At 55.6% G+C, this 17709-nt stretch carries 16 protein-coding genes and 2 pseudogenes; 10 read left to right on the top strand and 8 right to left on the bottom strand.

Going from position 1 to position 17709, the window contains the following annotated elements; all coding sequences use genetic code 11:
- Nucleotide 1: 1 nt before the first annotated feature.
- Both minD and minC read right to left on the bottom strand, forming a co-directional pair.
- A complete protein-coding gene (minD, locus tag ACWYRJ_RS14495) occupies nt 2–814 on the bottom strand; it encodes a septum site-determining protein MinD (protein WP_023312187.1) in 813 nt (270 codons plus the stop codon).
- A gap of 23 nt (nt 815–837) precedes the next feature.
- Nucleotides 838–1545: a septum site-determining protein MinC gene (gene minC / locus ACWYRJ_RS14500; RefSeq protein ID WP_111964785.1), complete on the bottom strand. Its 708-nt coding sequence runs from the start codon at nt 1543–1545 to the stop codon at nt 838–840.
- 123 nt (nt 1546–1668) lie between these two features.
- Between minC and ACWYRJ_RS14505 the strand changes: the two genes are divergently transcribed.
- From ACWYRJ_RS14505 to ACWYRJ_RS14515, 3 genes are all read left to right on the top strand, one after another.
- On the top strand, nt 1669–1944 hold the full coding sequence (locus ACWYRJ_RS14505; protein ID WP_029742143.1) for a YcgL domain-containing protein: 276 nt from the start codon (nt 1669–1671) through the stop codon (nt 1942–1944).
- 47 nt (nt 1945–1991) lie between these two features.
- On the top strand, nt 1992–2651 hold the full coding sequence (locus ACWYRJ_RS14510; protein ID WP_455508155.1) for a fumarylacetoacetate hydrolase family protein: 660 nt from the start codon (nt 1992–1994) through the stop codon (nt 2649–2651).
- 93 nt (nt 2652–2744) lie between these two features.
- Entirely contained in the window at nt 2745–3185 is a 441-nt protein-coding gene (locus ACWYRJ_RS14515) for a YcgN family cysteine cluster protein (protein WP_111964877.1), read from the top strand.
- A 125-nt stretch (nt 3186–3310) separates the two neighbouring features.
- On the opposite strand, the gene dsbB is transcribed toward ACWYRJ_RS14515, so the two are convergent.
- Both dsbB and nhaB read right to left on the bottom strand, forming a co-directional pair.
- Nucleotides 3311–3841 carry a disulfide bond formation protein DsbB gene (gene dsbB, locus ACWYRJ_RS14520; protein WP_045908244.1) on the bottom strand — a complete coding sequence of 177 codons (531 nt, stop codon included), beginning with the start codon at nt 3839–3841 and terminating at the stop codon, nt 3311–3313.
- A gap of 143 nt (nt 3842–3984) precedes the next feature.
- A complete protein-coding gene (gene nhaB / locus ACWYRJ_RS14525; protein WP_149366595.1) occupies nt 3985–5523 on the bottom strand; it encodes a Na(+)/H(+) antiporter NhaB in 1539 nt (512 codons plus the stop codon).
- A 200-nt stretch (nt 5524–5723) separates the two neighbouring features.
- On the opposite strand from nhaB, the gene fadR reads away from it, so the two are divergent.
- Nucleotides 5724–6443, top strand: a complete 720-nt coding sequence (gene fadR / locus ACWYRJ_RS14530) for a fatty acid metabolism transcriptional regulator FadR (RefSeq protein ID WP_023336056.1) — start codon at nt 5724–5726, stop codon at nt 6441–6443.
- Between the two features lie 44 nt (nt 6444–6487).
- Here fadR and ACWYRJ_RS14535 read toward each other — a convergent pair whose 3' ends face one another.
- Nucleotides 6488–8020, bottom strand: coding sequence for a SpoVR family protein (locus ACWYRJ_RS14535; protein ID WP_023293929.1), 1533 nt, complete (start codon nt 8018–8020; stop codon nt 6488–6490).
- A gap of 321 nt (nt 8021–8341) precedes the next feature.
- Between ACWYRJ_RS14535 and ACWYRJ_RS14540 the strand changes: the two genes are divergently transcribed.
- The 3 genes and pseudogenes from ACWYRJ_RS14540 to ACWYRJ_RS14550 all read left to right on the top strand — a co-directional run.
- Complete coding sequence (locus ACWYRJ_RS14540) at nt 8342–9640, top strand: D-amino acid dehydrogenase (protein ID WP_023312179.1); 1299 nt, start codon at nt 8342–8344, stop codon at nt 9638–9640.
- A gap of 9 nt (nt 9641–9649) precedes the next feature.
- Nucleotides 9650–10720 carry a catabolic alanine racemase DadX gene (dadX, locus tag ACWYRJ_RS14545; protein WP_127731402.1) on the top strand — a complete coding sequence of 357 codons (1071 nt, stop codon included), beginning with the start codon at nt 9650–9652 and terminating at the stop codon, nt 10718–10720.
- A 3-nt stretch (nt 10721–10723) separates the two neighbouring features.
- A pseudogene (locus ACWYRJ_RS14550) lies at nt 10724–10831 on the top strand (hypothetical protein); the annotation flags it as partial.
- On the opposite strand, the pseudogene ACWYRJ_RS14555 reads toward ACWYRJ_RS14550, so the two are convergent.
- A pseudogene (locus ACWYRJ_RS14555) lies at nt 10787–12502 on the bottom strand (potassium/proton antiporter); the annotation flags it as partial. The pseudogenes ACWYRJ_RS14550 and ACWYRJ_RS14555 sit on opposite strands and share 45 nt — an antisense overlap.
- A gap of 97 nt (nt 12503–12599) precedes the next feature.
- Nucleotides 12600–13514 (bottom strand): muramoyltetrapeptide carboxypeptidase, encoded by a 915-nt coding sequence (gene ldcA / locus ACWYRJ_RS14560; protein ID WP_455508156.1) that lies wholly within the window; start codon nt 13512–13514, stop codon nt 12600–12602.
- 106 nt (nt 13515–13620) lie between these two features.
- Between ldcA and emtA the strand changes: the two genes are divergently transcribed.
- Entirely contained in the window at nt 13621–14232 is a 612-nt protein-coding gene (emtA, locus tag ACWYRJ_RS14565) for a membrane-bound lytic murein transglycosylase EmtA (protein ID WP_024909815.1), read from the top strand.
- Nucleotides 14233–14269: 37 nt separating this feature from the next.
- Here the strand turns inward: emtA and ycgR are convergent, their stop codons facing one another.
- On the bottom strand, nt 14270–15001 hold the full coding sequence (gene ycgR / locus ACWYRJ_RS14570; protein ID WP_023312174.1) for a flagellar brake protein YcgR: 732 nt from the start codon (nt 14999–15001) through the stop codon (nt 14270–14272).
- 208 nt (nt 15002–15209) lie between these two features.
- Between ycgR and ACWYRJ_RS14575 the strand changes: the two genes are divergently transcribed.
- Nucleotides 15210–15464 (top strand): GlsB/YeaQ/YmgE family stress response membrane protein, encoded by a 255-nt coding sequence (locus tag ACWYRJ_RS14575; RefSeq protein WP_008502662.1) that lies wholly within the window; start codon nt 15210–15212, stop codon nt 15462–15464.
- A 112-nt stretch (nt 15465–15576) separates the two neighbouring features.
- Complete coding sequence (locus ACWYRJ_RS14580) at nt 15577–17679, top strand: TonB-dependent siderophore receptor (RefSeq protein WP_455508157.1); 2103 nt, start codon at nt 15577–15579, stop codon at nt 17677–17679.
- Nucleotides 17680–17709 lie beyond the last annotated feature (30 nt).

Raw genomic sequence — 17709 nt, forward strand, 5'->3', positions numbered from 1 at the left:
CTTATCCTCCGAACAGGCGTTTGAGGAAACCTTTCTTCTCTTCTTCAATGAAGCGGAAAGGACGTTCTTCTCCCAGCAGACGGTCAACGGTATCGGCGTAAGCTTTACCTGCATCTGCCATTGTATCAAGGATCACTGGCTCGCCTTGGTTAGAGGCGCGTAACACGGACTGATCTTCCGGGATAACGCCGACCAGCTTAATGCGCAGGATCTCAAGCACGTCTTCCATGCTCAGCATGTCACCTTTGTTCACGCGGCCCGGATTGTAGCGGGTGAGCAGCAGGTGTTCTTTAATCGGGTCTTCGCCATTTTCCGCACGACGGGATTTAGAGGCGAGGATCCCCAGAATGCGGTCTGAGTCACGCACGGATGAAACTTCAGGGTTGGTGGTGATGATCGCTTCATCAGCGAAGTAGAGCGCCATCAGGGCACCGGTTTCGATGCCGGCAGGGGAGTCGCAGACGATGAAGTCGAAATCCATTTTTTTCAGATCGTCGAGCACCTTTTCCACCCCTTCACGGGTCAGGGCGTCTTTGTCACGCGTCTGAGATGCCGGGAGAATGTAGAGGTTCTCGGTGCGCTTGTCTTTAATCATCGCCTGGTTCAGCGTGGCATCGCCCTGAATGACGTTCACAAAGTCATACACGACGCGACGCTCACATCCCATGATGAGGTCGAGGTTACGCAGACCGATATCGAAGTCGATAACGATGGTTTTCTTTCCCTTCTGGGCCAAACCAGTAGCGATGGCCGCGCTGGAGGTGGTCTTGCCAACGCCTCCTTTACCCGAAGTAACAACAATAATGCGTGCCATAGAAATTCCTTGTTAAAAAGGGATCAATTCAACGGTTGAACGGTCAACGCGTCGTCTGCCAGAAGCAGGCGAGCCGCTTTGCCATAAAATTCGGCTGGGATCTTGTCGCTCAGCCAATATTCACCTGCGATGGACACCAGTTCCGCCGTCAGGTGAGTACAAAATATTTGCGCATCTCGATCGCCACTTGCACCTGCGAGCGCACGTCCACGCATCATACCGTATACGTGAATATTGCCATCTGCAATCAGCTCAGCGCCAGCACTGACGTGGCTTGTAACAATCAGATCACAGTTTGGTGCATAAATGCGCTGACCGGAACGAACCGGCACATCAATCATTCGCGTTTTTGTGACGGTAGTAACGTTTTGCACCGCAGGAGGGGGCGTTTCGACGGCAACGGGTGCCGCACGCGAGGCTTTTTCTTTGCCCTCATTCAGAAGGGGCAGCCCCGCACGCTCAATTTCCGCTTTCAGCTCAGAATCTTTGCAGCCGCTGATGCCCACGATACGCAGTCCGGTGGAGGAGACGGCCTGCTGGAGAAGTTTCCAGTTAACCGGCGCCTCAAGACCGCTGACGTTGATAACAACAGGGGCGTGTTTAAGAAAGGCGGGAGCCTGGGCGATTTTGTCTTCTAACGCCTGACGAATAACCTCGGGTTTTGCATCATGCAAATGTACCACTGATAAGGTGAAGCTACTGCCTTTAAGCTCGATGGGCGTGTTTGACATCCTGGCCTTACTCAATTTGCTATTAACCGCAACCACTCGCTGCGATATTCCGAAGAGTATCAGGCATGTTATAGTCAGGAGTATATTGAGGCAAGCAACCACCCATTAATTCAGAGTAAAAACATGTTTTGTGTGATCTACAGAAGTACAAGCCGTGACCAGACCTATCTTTATGTCGAAAAGAAAGACGATTTTTCACGCGTGCCTGAAGAATTAATGAAGAACTTTGGCCGACCACAGCTGGCTATGCTGCTGCCGCTTGATGGTCGTAAGAAACTGATTAATGCCGATCTGGATAAAGTGAAAACGGCCTTAGCCGAGCAGGGCTATTATTTACAGCTTCCACCGCCACCCGAGAATTTATTAAAACAGCATCTTGAGGCGAACGGTAAAAAATAGTCTCAACTGTTTTTGGGCACAACACATCAACCGTTTAGGGGTCGACCATGTATCAACATCATAACTGGCAAGGTGCATTACTGGATTATCCCGTCAGCAAAGTGGTTTGCGTAGGGAGCAACTATGCAAAACATATTCAGGAGATGGGCAGCGCGACGCCAGAAGAGCCGGTTCTGTTTATTAAGCCTGAAACGGCGCTTTGCGATATCCGCCAGCCGCTGGCGCTGCCGCAGGGGCTCGGCTCGGTGCATCACGAAGTGGAACTTGCCGTGCTGATTGGTGCAACGCTTCGCAAGGCCTCAGAAGAACATGTTCAGAAAGCGATTGCCGGATACGGCGTGGCGCTGGATCTGACCCTGCGTGACGTGCAGGGCAAAATGAAGAAAGCAGGGCAGCCGTGGGAAAAAGCCAAAGGGTTTGATAATTCCTGCCCGATCTCGGCGTTTGTGCCGGTGAGCGAATTTACCGGCGATCCGCAGGATACCCCGCTCAGCCTGAAGGTTAACGGCGAGATCCGCCAGCAGGGCACCACGGCAGACATGATCCATAAGATTGTGCCGCTGATCGCCTACATGAGCCGCTTCTTTACCCTTAAACCAGGTGATGTGATCCTGACCGGCACGCCGGAAGGCGTTGGCCCGCTCGCGAGCGGAGATGAACTGGAGGTCGGTTTTAACGGCCTGTCGCTGAAAACCCGCGTGCTGTAATCCCATCTTGCCGCCTGAAGAGGGCGGCAAAACTTGCAACAACGTGCCAGACTCGTTATAAGGTGCGCTTTCTTTTGACGTGTGGACATCCTGATGAACGACATCCCTTTCTGGCAAAGCAAAACTCTCGACGACATGACTGACGCGGAATGGGAATCATTGTGCGACGGCTGCGGGCAGTGCTGCCTGCACAAGCTGATGGATGAAGATACGGATGAAATCTACTTCACCAACGTTGCCTGCAAGCAGCTAAACATTAAAACCTGCCAGTGCCGCAACTATGAGCGCCGGTTTGAATTTGAGCCGGACTGCATTAAGTTAACCCGGGATAATCTGCCGACGTTTGAATGGCTGCCGCATACCTGCGCGTATCGCCTGCTGGCGGAAGGGAAAGGCCTGCCTGACTGGCATCCGCTACTGACCGGTTCAAAAGCGGCGATGCACGGCGAGCGTATCTCTGTGCGCCACATTGCGGTGAAAGAGTCCGAGGTTCGGGACTGGGAAGATCACATCATGAACCACCCGAGACGTTGAGATTAAAAAACCCGCCGAAGCGGGTTTTTTATTGTGCTTGTGCTGCCTGATGGCCTCATCTCAACCCTTTCCCACGGGAGAGGGCGCACACACTAAAAACGGCAACCGAGGTTGCCGTTTTGCGTTTACCTTCCGAACAAATCGCGTTTCTTCGGTTTGAACGGCTGAGCAATCAGCACCAGCAGCGCCACGACAAAGTAGGCGGCAAAAATGCCTACCAGCCACTGCGGCATCTCCAGCGTCAGGAATTCCCACTGACGAACGGAGCAGTCACCGGATGCGACAAACACCTGCGGCAGCCATTTATCCAGCGGCAGCCAGCTCGGGAAGCGGGCGGCAAAATCGCAGGTCATAAACGGTGACGGATGCAGCTGCATCATGGTGTGCTGCCAGGAGAGTTCAATCCCTTTCCAGGCGCTGTACAGCCAGATCGCGATAGCGGCATAGCGAAGCGGCGATTTCGGCGCAATTGCGCCCACCAGGCCCGCCCCCATAATGCCGAACAGCGCGCAGCGTTCATAAATACAAAGCACGCAAGGTTTCAGTCCCATTACGTGCTGGAACCACAGCGCGACCATTTCCAGCGCAAAGGCGGTCAGGGCCATTAACAACCACGCTCCGCGACCGCGGGAGCACTGGTTTAAAAATCTCAACATAATCATTTCCCTGGAACATGCTTAGAAAGCGCAGTGTAAACGAATTCGTTTTTCGCGCCACCTGTACCTGGCGAAATAAAACGTAATTGGATGTTTATCGTGCGAAAAGGCAAACGGGCAGCGAACTGCCCGAGATGCATAGTTTACTGCGCCGCAAGTATACCCGCTTGTATCAACCATTGCGTACAGGGAATGAGGGTAATTTTGACGCAAAGCAATCCCACGATCGTGAGCACCAGCGTGTAGGGCAGCGCCATCCACACCATCCGGCCATAAGAAAGACGTATGAGCGGCGCGAGAGCGGAGGTCAGCAGGAACAGGAAGGCGGCCTGGCCGTTTGGCGTCGCCACCGACGGAAGGTTGGTGCCGGTATTGATCGCCACGGCCAGCAGTTCAAACTGTCCGGCGCTGATAACGCCTTGCTCCATAGCGGCTTTGGCCTCGTTGATGTAGACCGTCCCGACAAAGACGTTATCTGAGATCGACGAGAGCAGGCCGTTAAACAGGTAAAACAGCGACAGCTGAGCATCCGGTGACGCCTGTAATACAAAGGCAATAATCGGCGCGAAAAGATGCTGGTCGATAATCACCGCCACGACCGCAAAGAACACCGCCAGCAGGGCGGTAAACGGCAGGGCTTCGGTAAACGCTTTACCGATGGCATGTTCGTCCGTCACGCCGGTAAAGGTAGTGGCGAGAATAATGACTGACAGGCCAATCAGCCCCACTTCGGCAAGATGAAACGCCAGCGCGGCGATAAGCCAGACGCCGATGATCCCCTGAGCAATCAGGCGCAGCGTCTCCTGGCGGGTCCGCTGGCGTCGGCTTTGCAGATCGAATTTATGCAGTTCCTGACGTACCGGCTCCGGGAGCTGGGCCCCATAGCCAAAGAGGCGAAATTTTTCCACCAGCAGACAGGTCGCCAGGCCGCAGATAAGCACCGGTACGCTGACCGGGGCCATTCTCAGGAAGAAATCACCGAAGTGCCAGCCCGCCGCTTTGGCAATGATCAGGTTTTGCGGCTCGCCCACCATGGTCATCACGCCGCCCAGCGCGGTACCGACCCCTGCGTGCATCATCAGGCTGCGCAGAAACGCGCGGAACTGTTCCAGCACGTCACGGTTATGCGCATCGACGTGGCTGTCATCCTGCAAATCTTCACCCGGACGAGAGGAGGCCACGCGGTGATAAATACCGTAAAACCCAACCGCGACGCTTATCACCACCGCGACGACCGTTAGCGCGTCCAGGAAGGCCGACAGGAAGGCGGCGGCAAGGCAAAACGCCAGCGAGAGGAACATTTTTGACGGAATGCTGAGCAGCAGGCGCGTGAAGATAAACAGCAGGAGCTGTTTCATGAAGTAGATGCCCGCCACCATAAACATCAGCAGCAGAAGCACTTCGAGATTTGACGCCAGCTCTGCTTTGACATGCTCGGCGCTGGTCATGCCGATGACGACGGCTTCAAACGCCAGCAATCCGCCCGGCAGCAGGGGATAACATTTTAGCGCCATGGCCAGGGTGAAGATAAACTCAGCCACCAGCAGCCAGCCGGCGATAAAGGGATTCACACTAAAAATGATGGGATTAACGACCAGGAAAACCAGCAATATCAGCTTATACCAGTCAGGAGACTGACCTAAAAAATTGCGCCATAGCGCGCGCCCAAAAGAAATTTCCACAACAGACGTCCTTCCCGTCAAGTAAGACAAAACATCAGTATACGCAAAAAATGCGGCCTGGAGGCGGATAAGGCGGCATTGTAAATTTCACAAAAATGAAACGGCGATCCCTCTTTTCTCTCTTTGCCGCGCTACCTGCCACTGGCTGCCTCTGGTATGATGAGTCCAATTTGCTAAAGCTGTGTAATGGAAATCTCACTATGGTCATTAAGGCGCAGAGCCCGGCGGGTTTCGCGGAAGAGTACATCATTGAAAGCATCTGGAATAATCGTTTCCCTGCGGGGTCCATTCTTCCGGCTGAACGCGAACTCTCTGAACTGATTGGCGTCACTCGCACCACGCTGCGTGAAGTGCTTCAGCGGCTGGCGCGCGATGGCTGGTTGACGATCCAGCATGGTAAGCCTACGAAAGTAAACAACTTCTGGGAAACATCCGGGTTAAACATTCTTGAAACGCTTGCGCGTCTCGACCATGAAAGCGTGCCGCAGCTCATTGATAATCTGCTCTCCGTTCGCACCAACATCGCAACGATCTTTATTCGTACAGCTTTCCGTCAGCATCCGGAAGACGCCCTTGCGGTGCTGGCCAGTGCTAATGAGGTGGAAGATCATGCCGATGCCTTTGCCACCCTCGATTACAACGTGTTTCGCGGCCTGGCGTTTGCCTCCGGCAACCCTGTTTACGGCCTGATCCTCAACGGTATGAAAGGGCTCTATACCCGCATTGGCCGCCACTATTTTGCCAATCCGGAAGCGCGTAGCCTGGCGCTGGGCTTCTACCATAAGCTGAGCAAGCTCTGCACCGAAGGCCTGCACGATCAGGTTTATGAGACGGTGCGCCGCTACGGTCACGATTCCGGTGAAATCTGGCACCGTATGCAGAAAACGCTGCCGGGTGATTTAGCGATTCAGACCCGCTAAAAGAAAAACCTCTCGTATGAGAGGTTTTTTTTCGTCGGGTGGCGCTACAGCGTATTCAACCGCGCCGGGCAACGTTCCAGCAGCTCGACGCTCCCGTCTTCATTCTGCTGCTCCAGCTGCACGTCAAAGCCCCACAGGCGATGCACGTGCTTCAGCACCTCTTTACGCCCTTTATCCAGCGGCGCGCGATTGTGCGGAATATAGCGCAACGTCAGGGAGCGGTCACCGCGCAAATCGACGTTCCATACCTGAATATTCGGTTCAAGGTTGCTCAGGTTGTACTGGGAGGAAAGGCGAGAGCGGATCTCACGGTATCCCTCTTCGTTATGGATTGCTGAAATCTCCAGATAGTTGTTGCGATCGTCGTCCAGCACGGTGAAGAAGCGGAAGTCACGCATGATCTTCGGCGACATAAACTGGCTGATGAAGCTCTCATCCTTAAAGTCGCGCATCGCAAAGTGCAGCGTTTCCAGCCAGTCTGACCCGGCGATATCCGGGAACCAGTACTTGTCTTCTTCCGTCGGCGACTGGCAGATACGCTTAATGTCCTGGAACATGGCAAAGCCAAGGGCATACGGGTTAATCCCGCTGTACCACGGGCTATTGTAGGGCGGCTGGAACACCACGTTAGTATGGCTGTGGAGGAACTCCATCATGAACCGCTCGGTGACTTTCCCCTCGTCGTACAGATGGTTGAGGATAGTGTAGTGCCAGAAGGTCGCCCAGCCTTCGTTCATCACCTGCGTCTGCTTTTGCGGGTAAAAATACTGGCTCACCTTGCGCACGATACGCAGTATCTCACGCTGCCACGGCTCCAGCAGCGGGGCGTTCTTCTCCATAAAATAGAGCAGGTTTTCCTGCGGCTCGGACGGATAACGACGCGCTTCGGCGATCGTTTTTTCCTCCTCACGCTTCGGCAGGGTGCGCCACAGCATGTTCACCTGGCTCTGCAGATACTCTTCGCGGCTTTTCTGCCGGGCTTTCTCCTCCTGCAGGGAGATTTTCTGCGGACGTTTGTAGCGGTCCACGCCGTAGTTCATCAGCGCGTGGCAGGAGTCGAGCAGTTTTTCCACTTCGTCCACGCCGTAGCGCTCTTCGCAGTCGGTAATGTATTTACGGGCGAAGATCAGGTAATCGACGATGGAGCTGGCATCCGTCCAGCTGCGGAACAGATAGTTATTCTTGAAAAAGGAGTTGTGCCCGTAGCAGGCGTGCGCCATCACCAGCGCCTGCATGGTAATGGTGTTCTCTTCCATTAAATAGGCGATACACGGATTGGAGTTGATGACGATCTCATACGCCAGACCCTGCTGCCCATGCTTATACAGCCGCTCCGTTTCAATGAATTTCTTACCAAAAGACCAGTGCGGATAGTTAATCGGCATCCCGACGCTGGAGTAGGCGTCCATCATCTGTTCGGACGTAATGACTTCAATCTGATGGGGATAGGTATCCAGGCGGTACAGTTTTGCGACCCGGTCGATCTCGGCGAGGTAAACATCCAGCAGCTCGAAGGTCCAGTCGGGTCCATCGCTCAGACGTGTGTTGTCCTTGTTCAGGGAATCAATAGTAGCCATTAGCGCGCCCTCGTTGTGGGTGCTCTCTCTGTCTGGAGAGCCTCCTTTCAAGCATAGATCAACGTGTTAAAAAGCGTGCTGGGGCAGAAATTTTTTCTTTGCGATTTCGCGTTTTTGATACGGCAATAAAACGGTGTCCTTCAGCATTTTATGCTGGTTAAAAATAACGCGCAGCAGGAGATCCCAAATTAGCACTATCCCCTGATGCTGGGGGATGTGTGAGGTAAGTCACCATAAAAAAGTCGTATGTTGAATAATATTTTCAACTAGGTTATCAATCTGTAATTAGAAGATTGTTCTTTTGCACATAATGGAGTGGCTATGCGTGTTGTCATACTGGGAAGTGGTGTCGTTGGGGTAACCAGCGCCTGGTATTTAAGTCAGGCGGGACATGACGTCACCGTTATCGATCGTGAGTCCGGTCCTGCGCTTGAAACCAGCGCGGCGAACGCCGGGCAAATCTCTCCGGGGTATGCGGCACCGTGGGCAGCGCCGGGCGTTCCGCTGAAGGCGATTAAATGGATGTTCCAGCGCCACGCGCCGCTGGCCATCAGCCTTGACGGCACGCAGTTCCAGCTCAAGTGGATGTGGCAGATGCTGCGCAACTGTGACACCCGCCACTACATGGAGAACAAAGGGCGCATGGTGCGCCTGGCGGAATACAGCCGCGACTGCCTGAAAGCGCTGCGCGCGTCGACGGGGATTGAGTATGAAGGCCGCCAGGGCGGGACGCTGCAGCTGTTCCGCACCGAGCAGCAGTACGAAAATGCCACCCGCGATATCGCCGTGCTGGAAGATGCTGGTGTACCTTACCAGCTGCTGGAAGCCAGCCAGCTAGGCCAGGTTGAACCGGCGCTGGCGGAAGTTGCGCATAAGCTGACGGGCGGCCTGCGCCTGCCGAATGACGAAACCGGCGACTGCCAGCTCTTTACGCAGCGTCTGGCGCAAATGTGCGAACAGGCGGGGGTGAAATTCCGCTTTAACACCTCTGTCGACAAGCTGCTGTCGGAAGGGGAAAAAATTTACGGCGTGAAGTGCGGCGACGAGGTGATCAAAGCCGATGCCTACGTGATGGCGTTTGGTTCGTACTCCACCGCCATGCTGAAAGGTATTCTCGATATTCCGGTCTACCCGCTGAAGGGCTACTCGCTGACCATTCCGGTAAAAGAAGAGAGCGGCGCTCCGGTGTCGACCATTCTGGATGAAACCTACAAAATCGCCATTACCCGCTTCGATAACCGCATCCGCGTAGGCGGCATGGCGGAGATCGTCGGTTTCAACACCGAACTGCTGAAACCGCGTCGTGAAACGCTGGAGATGGTCGTGGGCGATCTCTTCCCGCGAGGAGGTTTTGTTGAGCAGGCGACGTTCTGGACCGGCCTGCGTCCGATGACCCCGGACGGCACGCCGATCGTGGGCCGCACGCCGTTTAAAAACCTGTGGACCAATACCGGACACGGCACGCTTGGCTGGACGATGGCCTGCGGATCGGGCCAGCTGCTGAGCGACCTGATTTCCGGGCGCACGCCGGCAATTCCGTTTGACGATTTAAGCGCCGCGCGCTATCAATCGGGGTTTACGCCGTCGCGTCCACAGCACCTGCACGGCGCGCATAGCTAAGGAGTTGTCATGTCCCGTCCTGTTCTGGCCCAGCTGAACCTGCAGGCCCTGAAGGATAATCTGCAAATTGTTCGCCGGGCGGCGCCTGGTTCGCGCGTCTGGTCTGTGGTGAAAGCGAATGCCTACGGCCACGGTATTGACCGTATCTGGAGCGCCCTGAGCGCCACCGACGGCTTTGCGCTTCTGAACCTGGAAGAGGCCATTCTGCTGCGCGAGCGCGGCTGGAAAGGGCCGATACTGCTTCTGGAGGGGTTCTTCCACGCCGACGATCTGCCGCTGCTGGATAAGTACCGGCTGACCACCAGCGTTCACAGCAACTGGCAGATCAAAGCGATTCAGGATGCAAAGCTCCACGCGCCGCTGGATATCTATCTCAAGGTCAACAGCGGTATGAACCGTCTGGGCTTCCAGCCTGAGCGCGTGCATACGGTCTGGCAGCAGCTGCGCGCCATGAAAAACGTGGGTGAAATGACGCTGATGGCCCATTTTGCCGACGCGGAAAAACCGGACGGCATTGCCGATGCCATGGTCCGCATTGAGCAGGCGGCAGAAGGGCTGGACTGCCCGCGCTCGCTGTCAAATTCGGCGGCCACGCTCTGGCATCCTGAGGCGCACTACAACTGGGTGCGTCCGGGGATCGTTCTTTACGGTGCGTCACCCTCGGGCCAGTGGCAGGACATTGCCAACAGCGGCCTGAAGCCGGTGATGACCCTGCGCAGCGAAATCATTGGCGTGCAAACCCTGAAGGCCGGCGACACGGTGGGCTACGGCAGCCGCTACCGGGCAAAGGGCGAACAGCGGATTGGCATCGTGGCGGGCGGATATGCCGACGGCTACCCGCGCATCGCGCCGACCGGCACGCCTGTCTGGGTCGATGGGGTCCGCACGGGAACGGTGGGCACCATATCAATGGATATGCTGGCCGTTGACCTGACGCCATGCCCGCAGGCGGGCATCGGTTCACCGGTCGAGCTGTGGGGTAACGAAATTAAGATTGATGACGTTGCTGCCGCTGCGGGCACGGTGGGGTATGAACTGATGTGTGCCCTGGCTCCGCGAGTGCCGGTTGTGACGGTGTAACGAATGGTTGTGTCGGGTGGCGCTAGCGCCACCCGGCAAAAAAAACCGCTACTCCGCTTCATCTTCCATCGGCCTGACGCCGACTTTCCTGACCGCGTTATCTTCTTTTTCTGCCACCGTCCAGATCATCCCGGCGAACTCCACCTGGTCGCCGACAACAGGGGCTGCTCCCAGAAGCTGCTGAATGATTTCCCCCAGCGTTTGCTGCTTGTCACGATACTCCAGCCCTTCATCCAGGCCGTAAATCAGCGCCACATCGGCAAACTTGGCGCTGGCTTCCAGAATAAAATCGCCGAAGAAACGCTGATCCAGCGCCACCGGAGGCGACTGGCTAAACAGTTTGCCCAGCGCGGGCAGGTCGCGCTCGCGACCAATCACGCAGAGAATATCCCCTTCGCGCAGGCGGGTGCTGCCTGTAGGGTGCAGCAGGACATTATCGCGGAACAGGGCGGCAATGCGCGTTTCAGTCGGCATGTGCAAATCGCGCAGCGATGCCCCCACGCACCATTTGTCAGCGCTCAGCTGATAAACAAACTGTTCCCAAGGATTCTCTGGGTGAATATCGAGCCCCACGCGAGAGACCGGCCAGCCCACGGGAGGCACCACGACTTTGGCTTTTTTCGCCGCCCACCCGAGCGAGGTTCCCTGGAACAGCAGCGAAATCAGCACCACGAAGAAGGCCACGTTAAAGAACAGCCGGGCGTTATCCAGACCGGCCATCATCGGAAAGACCGCAAGAATAATCGGTACCGCGCCGCGCAGGCCCACCCAGCTGATAAAGACCCGCTCGCGCAGGTTGAAGCCGCGAAACGGCAGCAGGCCTGCAAATACCGACAGCGGACGGGCGAAGAAGATCATCCATGCGGACAACAGCAGCGCCGGAACGGCGATCGGCAGCAGGTCCGAAGGCGTAACCAGCAGGCCCAGCACCAGGAACATGCCAATTTGTGCCAGCCAGGCCAGGCCGTCGAAGTTCTGCAAAATGGCATGACGGTTACGGATCGGTCGGTTGCCCATCAGGAAACCGCAGAGATAGACGGCGAGAATGCCGCTGCCGTCCAGCGCGGTGGTAACGGCAAAAATAAGAATGCCGCCGCTCAGCGCCAGCAGGGGGTAAAGCCCCGCGGGCAGGGAGATGCGGTTGATCATCTGCTGTAAGAGGTATCCCCCCGCCAGGCCAATAACAATCCCCAGCCCGAACTGCTGCAGGATATGCCAGACGAACATCCAGCTCAGGCCCGTCTCGTGCTGCTGGATCATCTCAATCAGCGTGATGGTGAGAAACACCGCCATCGGATCGTTACTGCCGGATTCAATCTCAAGCGTGGAGCCGACGCGTTCGTTAAGCCCTTTTCCGCCGAGCAGGGAAAACACCGCTGCCGCATCGGTTGAGCCAACAATCGCGCCAATCAGCAAACCTTCCATGATGTTGAGATGGAAAAGCCACGCGGCCATCATTCCGGTGAGGCCGGAGGTTATCAACACGCCAACCGTCGCGAGCGACAGCGCGGGCCCTAAGGCCACGCGGAAGGAGCTTGCCTGGGTGCGCATCCCGCCGTCCAGCAGGATCACCGCCAGCGCGAGGTTACTCACCATGTAGGCGAAAGGGTAGTTATCGAATGGGATACCGCCAATACCATCAATGCCGGCCAGCATGCCGATGGCGAGGAAAATGACAAGAATAGGTATGCCGAGACGCGATGAAAATGAACTTAATAAAATACTGCTGGTTACAAGGACCGAACCCAGAATGAAAAGGCTGATTATCGCTGCGGCATCCAATGTTCTCTTACTCCCACCTCAATGTTAACGCTGTTACTAAAACCCTAACATATTAACGACGGCAACAGCGTTTTATTAAGGGGGGATAACGGCTTTTTTATGCCTTTATGACAGGATGGCCGCTGATGGTCAGCCGACTGCCTGAATCATTGTGGATCAGGGAGGCGTGCGCCCCCAGCGCCAGGGTCACGGTTTGCTGCTCATGACCAAAATCCAGACCGGTGATGACCGGAACATCCAGCCGCGAGCGAATGAACTCAACCATGGTTTCCAGGGAGTAACCCGCGTCATAGTCATTCGGGGCAGAGCCGCTGAAGCTGCCCAGCACAATTGCGGACTGGCGCTCAAGAATACCGGCATGATAGAGCTGCAACAGCATGCGCTCGACGCGGAACGGATGTTCGTTGATATCTTCCAGCACCAGAATGCCGTCCTCGATTTGCGGCATCCACGGCGTGCCGATAAGCGAGACCAGCATCGCCAGGTTACCGCCCCAGAGCTGACCTTCACATTCCCAGTGCGGTCCATTGCCTTGCCACTCCACGCTGTAGGTGGAATTGCGCAGCGCACGCCAGAAGTGTTCCACGGTAAACGCATCCAGTTCCGGTGCGCCGAAGTTACCGGCCAGCATTGGGCCGCTGAAGGTGATAATGTCATGCAGCGCCAGCAGCCCAAGCTGGATGACGGTGAAATCGCTGTGGCCGCAGATCAGCAGCGGATCCTGCTGCTGACGCTGTGCCAGCCCCTGCCAGTCAATGCTCTCCAGTAACCGGCTCGCACCATATCCGCCGCGCACCGCCAGCACGATCCGGTTTTCGCCCGTCAGGCTCACCAGACTATTGATATCATTCAGCCGCTGCGCTTCGGTACCGGCAAAACGCTGCTGGCGGCGGGGGATAATTGTCTGATTTTCTACCTGGTGGCCCGACTCCAGTAAACGCTGAACGCCCCGCTGCGCCGCTTCCTGGTTAATGCAGTAGCCCGACGGCGCGATGAGATGAAACTGAGACATGGCAAATCCTTGCTGAATGAGAAACTAATTGTCTATATCATGCCGCTTATTCGCCGCCTGCTTCAAGAGCGGCGCACCGCAATGACCGGCTATAAGGATAGATGACGTGAAATTGAGATGGTTTGCTTTTTTGATTGTGTTGCTCGCTGGCTGTAGTTCAAAACATGATTATCAAAACCCACCCTGGAACCCGGAAGTGCCGGTGAAGCGGGCCATGCAGTGGATGCCGATCAGTGAGCAAGCCGGGAAGGCCTGGGGCGTCAGTCCGCGTCTCATCACGGCGATCATCGCGGTGGAGTCAGGCGGTAATCCCACCCTCGTCAGCAAATCCAACGCGGTGGGCCTGATGCAGCTTAAAGCGTCAACGGCGGGGAAAGAAGTTTACCGCTATATGGGCTGGAGCGGCCAGCCGTCGACCAGCGAGCTGAAGAATCCGGAACGCAACATTTCAATGGGCACGGCCTATCTGAGCATCATGGAGCATGGCGTGCTGAAGGGCATTAAGGATCCGGAGGTGATGCAGTACGCGCTGGTGGTGTCTTACGTTAACGGTGCCGGCGCGTTGCTCAGAACCTTCTCTTCTGACCGCAAAGAGGCGATTGAAGAGATTAACGGCATGGACAAAGACGAATTCTTTGAACACGTGGCGAAAAATCATCCGGCACCACAGGCGCCTCGTTATATCTGGAAAGTACAGAAAGCGATGGATGCCATGTAATGCCGCAGACGGGCGGCGGTCACGCTGCCCGATTTCTTCACAGGACTTTATTTGCGCGTTCCCGCGCCTCCCGCTCCAGGGAATAGATAATACGCTGAAGCTCACGCTCTGCGCCGGGCCCGACGTTCAGGAAACGGAAGCTCAGACGCGGCGTGGTGATGGTTTCGTTTTTGCTGTCCACGACGGTGCGGTCGCTAATGGCAATCAGCTGCGCATCGAAATAGAAGCGACCCCAGCCACCCATATCCAGTTCAATTTGCGTAAACCGCATGCCCTCTACCAGCCCGTCGGGTTTCGGCGTATCCATCAGTGCGCCCATGCCGCCAAGCGACAGATCGAAGAGGCGAAAGCGGATCTCTTTTTTGTCCGGCATTTTGGCCTTACAAAAATAAGCGGGATGGAGCGGAGCGCTGATGCGGAAATATTCACGACGCTGAACAAACCAGAGATTGGTCGGAAGGGGGGTCACAAAAGCCGGAAGTCCCTGGTATTCGCTTAGTTCCAGTCGCGACAGGACAAACTCCACTTTGGCCCCCTGCGTTTCGGCCATCACCGCGATGTTCTCCGCTTTCAGCGCCGCGCGGTTTTCGTACTCCTGACTGCCTAAATCAATCACTAGCCGATCCTGCGAGGCGTCAAGGATCTTGCTGATGAACTGATTATTCGACCAGCTGATGCGCAGCGGCACTTCACCTTTTTGCAGGTCGCGTAATACCCCTAATACAGCCAGCGGATTTTGCTTGAGGAACTGCTCACTGTAATGACTCACGCCGGATGGCTCCTTGATTGATGACAGACTGTCTTAGCGTTATCGGCATTCTGCAATGAAACTTAATACAAACCGGTGAGTTTTTTTTGCCTGTTTAACCAAAGATAAGTCGGTGAGATGAAAATGGTTTTCCGGCGATGACCTATACTTAAGTTAGCTGTGCAGAAGGTTTTCTGCGCACGCGTTAAACCTGCAAGAGGGCATCGCTATGGGTATCATCGCCTGGATTATCTTTGGTCTTATTGCTGGCGCTATCGCTAAACTGATCATGCCGGGAAACGATGGCGGCGGTTTTATTTTGACCTGTGTACTCGGGGTCGTTGGTGCGGTTGTGGGCGGCTGGCTGGCGACGATGTTTGGTTTTGGAGGCAACATAAGTGGTTTCGACCTGCACAGTTTTCTGGTCGCTGTCGTGGGTGCCATTGTGGTGCTGGGCATATTCAGGTTACTGCGACGAGCATAAATTGACATAAACGGCTCTCTGCGGAGGGCCGTTTTTTTGCCTGCGTATTGATTTGTTAATCTAAATGATAATAATTGTCGTTCCGTATTGCATCTAACAACAAGACGACATTATGAATACCTCACGTTTTACGCTATGCGCCCTGGCAGGCGCCGTCACGCTCGCACTGCATGTTCCGGCATTCGCCGAAGAATCCACTATCGTCGTCACCGGCTCAGAGCAGGGCAGCGCGCTGCCGGCCTGGACGAATAGCGCCACGAAATCGGCCGTTGCCGAAAGTAAAACGCCGCAGGTCATCACGACCGTCTCTGCGCCGGAAATTGAAAAGCGTCATGCGAATTCCGTGAATGAAATCCTGCGCTATGCTCCGGGCGTCTCAACCGAGGTGCGGGGGAATACGTCGTACATGAGCGAATACAAAATTCGTGGCTTTACCGTCGACCAGGAGTTCTACAACGGGCTGCAGCTGCCATATAACGTTACCGGCAATACCAAAGCGCGAATCGATCCGCTGTTGATTGACAGCGTTGATATCCTTAAAGGCCCCTCATCGGTACTTTACGGCGGCGGTTCACCGGGCGGGCTGGTGAATATTCAAAGCAAAAAACCGCAGCGTGAAGCCCGAACCGAAATCGGCGTTAACACCGGAAACCGTAATCTGAAAGAGGGCTATCTCGATTCAACCGGGCAGGTTGCCGACAGCAACTGGAACTACCGTCTGCTGGGCAAAGCCACGGAAAACGACGATCAGCCGCACACCACCCGGTATGAAAACTACCTGGTTGCCCCGTCCGTTACCTGGCAACCCGACAGCAAAACCCGCCTTACCCTGGACGCGCTGGCGCAAAACACACCGAGCCTCACGCCGTCTAACCCGCTGCCGCTCGCCTACCTGCGCTCGAAATACGCGGGCAAGCGCGACTACGCCGGTGATGAGTGGAGCGGTTTTAAGCAGCGTCAGTGGATGCTGGGCTACAGCTTTGAACATGAATTTGACAGCGGCTGGGGCTTTAATCAGAAGGCGCGCTATTTTGATGTCGATACCCATCAGCGCAGCGTCTATGCAACGGGGACGGGAAGCGAGGTCTATCAGCTCAACCGCTTTGCCTACACCACGGATGAAGATCTGCAGAGCTTCAACATTGACAACCAGGTGACCAAAACCGTTGAGCTGGGTGAGTGGAAACACCACCTGCTGGCCGGGTTTGACTACCAGAAGCTGAACTCCCACTTCCACTACCGCTACGCGTCGGCCACGCCGGGTATCGATATGCGGCATCCTGACTATTCGCAAATCCAGGAAAGCGCGCTGGGGCTCTACACTGCTCAGAAAAACCGCCTCAGCTATCAGCAGAACGGCTATTACCTGCAGGATCAGGTGGAGTTTGGCGGCTTAAATCTACTGGGTAGCCTGCGCTACGACGATTACCGCTCCGTCACTACCAACTACCTGCAAAACGGTGATAAAGCCTGGGTATCGCAGGATCGCGTCACCAAGCGCCTGGGCGCGCTTTACGCCTTCGATAGCGGAATTTCGCCGTTTATCAGCTATTCCGAAGGTTTTGCGCCGGTGTCGCCGCAGGGCACGCTCGTGGCGAAAGACGTTAAGCCGACCACCAGCAAGCAGGTGGAAGGCGGGGTAAAATATCTGCTGGCCGACTACGCTACCACCTTTACCGCCTCGGTGTTTAACATCCGTCAGAAAAATGTCGTCACCTCCGATCCGGGCTTCCTGAACTATCGTCAGACCGGGGAAGTGGAATCTAAAGGGGCAGAGCTCTCCGCCATTAGCCGTCCGACGGACAACCTGACGCTGATTGCCAACTATGCGTACACCCACGCGATCAACAGGGAAGATGACAAGTACAAAGGTAAACGTCCGACGCAGGTGCCGGAGAATGCCTTTAACCTCTGGGGGGATTACACCTTTGAGAACACCGCGCTGAAAGGGCTGATGCTGGGCGCAGGCGCCCGCTACACCGGTCCGATGGAAATCTCTCCGGCAAACGACGCGGGTAAGCTGGGCGGTACCACCCAGTACGATCTGGCGGCATCCTATCGGATGGGCGAGATCCTGCCTTCGCTGGCAGGGCTGACGCTTAAGGCCAGCGCGCAGAACGTCACCAACAAAGAGACGCTGACCTGCTACGATGCGACCAACTGCTGGATTGGGCGTGACAGGACGTATCAGCTAGGGGCGAGTTACAGCTTCTAGGTAACTCCCTGTGATTTCAAAATGTAGGCC

The sequence above is a fragment of the Enterobacter sp. genome, from assembly GCF_977039595.1.

Excerpts from the sequence above, each read along its gene's own strand:
- minD (WP_023312187.1), bottom strand. The coding sequence starts at position 814 with ATGGCACGCATTATTGTTGTTACTTCGGGTAAAGGAGGCGTTGGCAAG.
- minC (WP_111964785.1), bottom strand. The coding sequence starts at position 1,545 with ATGTCAAACACGCCCATCGAGCTTAAAGGCAGTAGCTTCACCTTATCA.
- ACWYRJ_RS14505 (WP_029742143.1), top strand. The coding sequence starts at position 1,669 with ATGTTTTGTGTGATCTACAGAAGTACAAGCCGTGACCAGACCTATCTT.
- ACWYRJ_RS14510 (WP_455508155.1), top strand. The coding sequence starts at position 1,992 with ATGTATCAACATCATAACTGGCAAGGTGCATTACTGGATTATCCCGTC.
- ACWYRJ_RS14515 (WP_111964877.1), top strand. The coding sequence starts at position 2,745 with ATGAACGACATCCCTTTCTGGCAAAGCAAAACTCTCGACGACATGACT.
- dsbB (WP_045908244.1), bottom strand. The coding sequence starts at position 3,841 with ATGTTGAGATTTTTAAACCAGTGCTCCCGCGGTCGCGGAGCGTGGTTG.
- fadR (WP_023336056.1), top strand. The coding sequence starts at position 5,724 with ATGGTCATTAAGGCGCAGAGCCCGGCGGGTTTCGCGGAAGAGTACATC.
- ACWYRJ_RS14535 (WP_023293929.1), bottom strand. The coding sequence starts at position 8,020 with ATGGCTACTATTGATTCCCTGAACAAGGACAACACACGTCTGAGCGAT.
- ACWYRJ_RS14540 (WP_023312179.1), top strand. The coding sequence starts at position 8,342 with ATGCGTGTTGTCATACTGGGAAGTGGTGTCGTTGGGGTAACCAGCGCC.
- dadX (WP_127731402.1), top strand. The coding sequence starts at position 9,650 with ATGTCCCGTCCTGTTCTGGCCCAGCTGAACCTGCAGGCCCTGAAGGAT.
- ldcA (WP_455508156.1), bottom strand. The coding sequence starts at position 13,514 with ATGTCTCAGTTTCATCTCATCGCGCCGTCGGGCTACTGCATTAACCAG.
- ACWYRJ_RS14575 (WP_008502662.1), top strand. The coding sequence starts at position 15,210 with ATGGGTATCATCGCCTGGATTATCTTTGGTCTTATTGCTGGCGCTATC.
- ACWYRJ_RS14580 (WP_455508157.1), top strand. The coding sequence starts at position 15,577 with ATGAATACCTCACGTTTTACGCTATGCGCCCTGGCAGGCGCCGTCACG.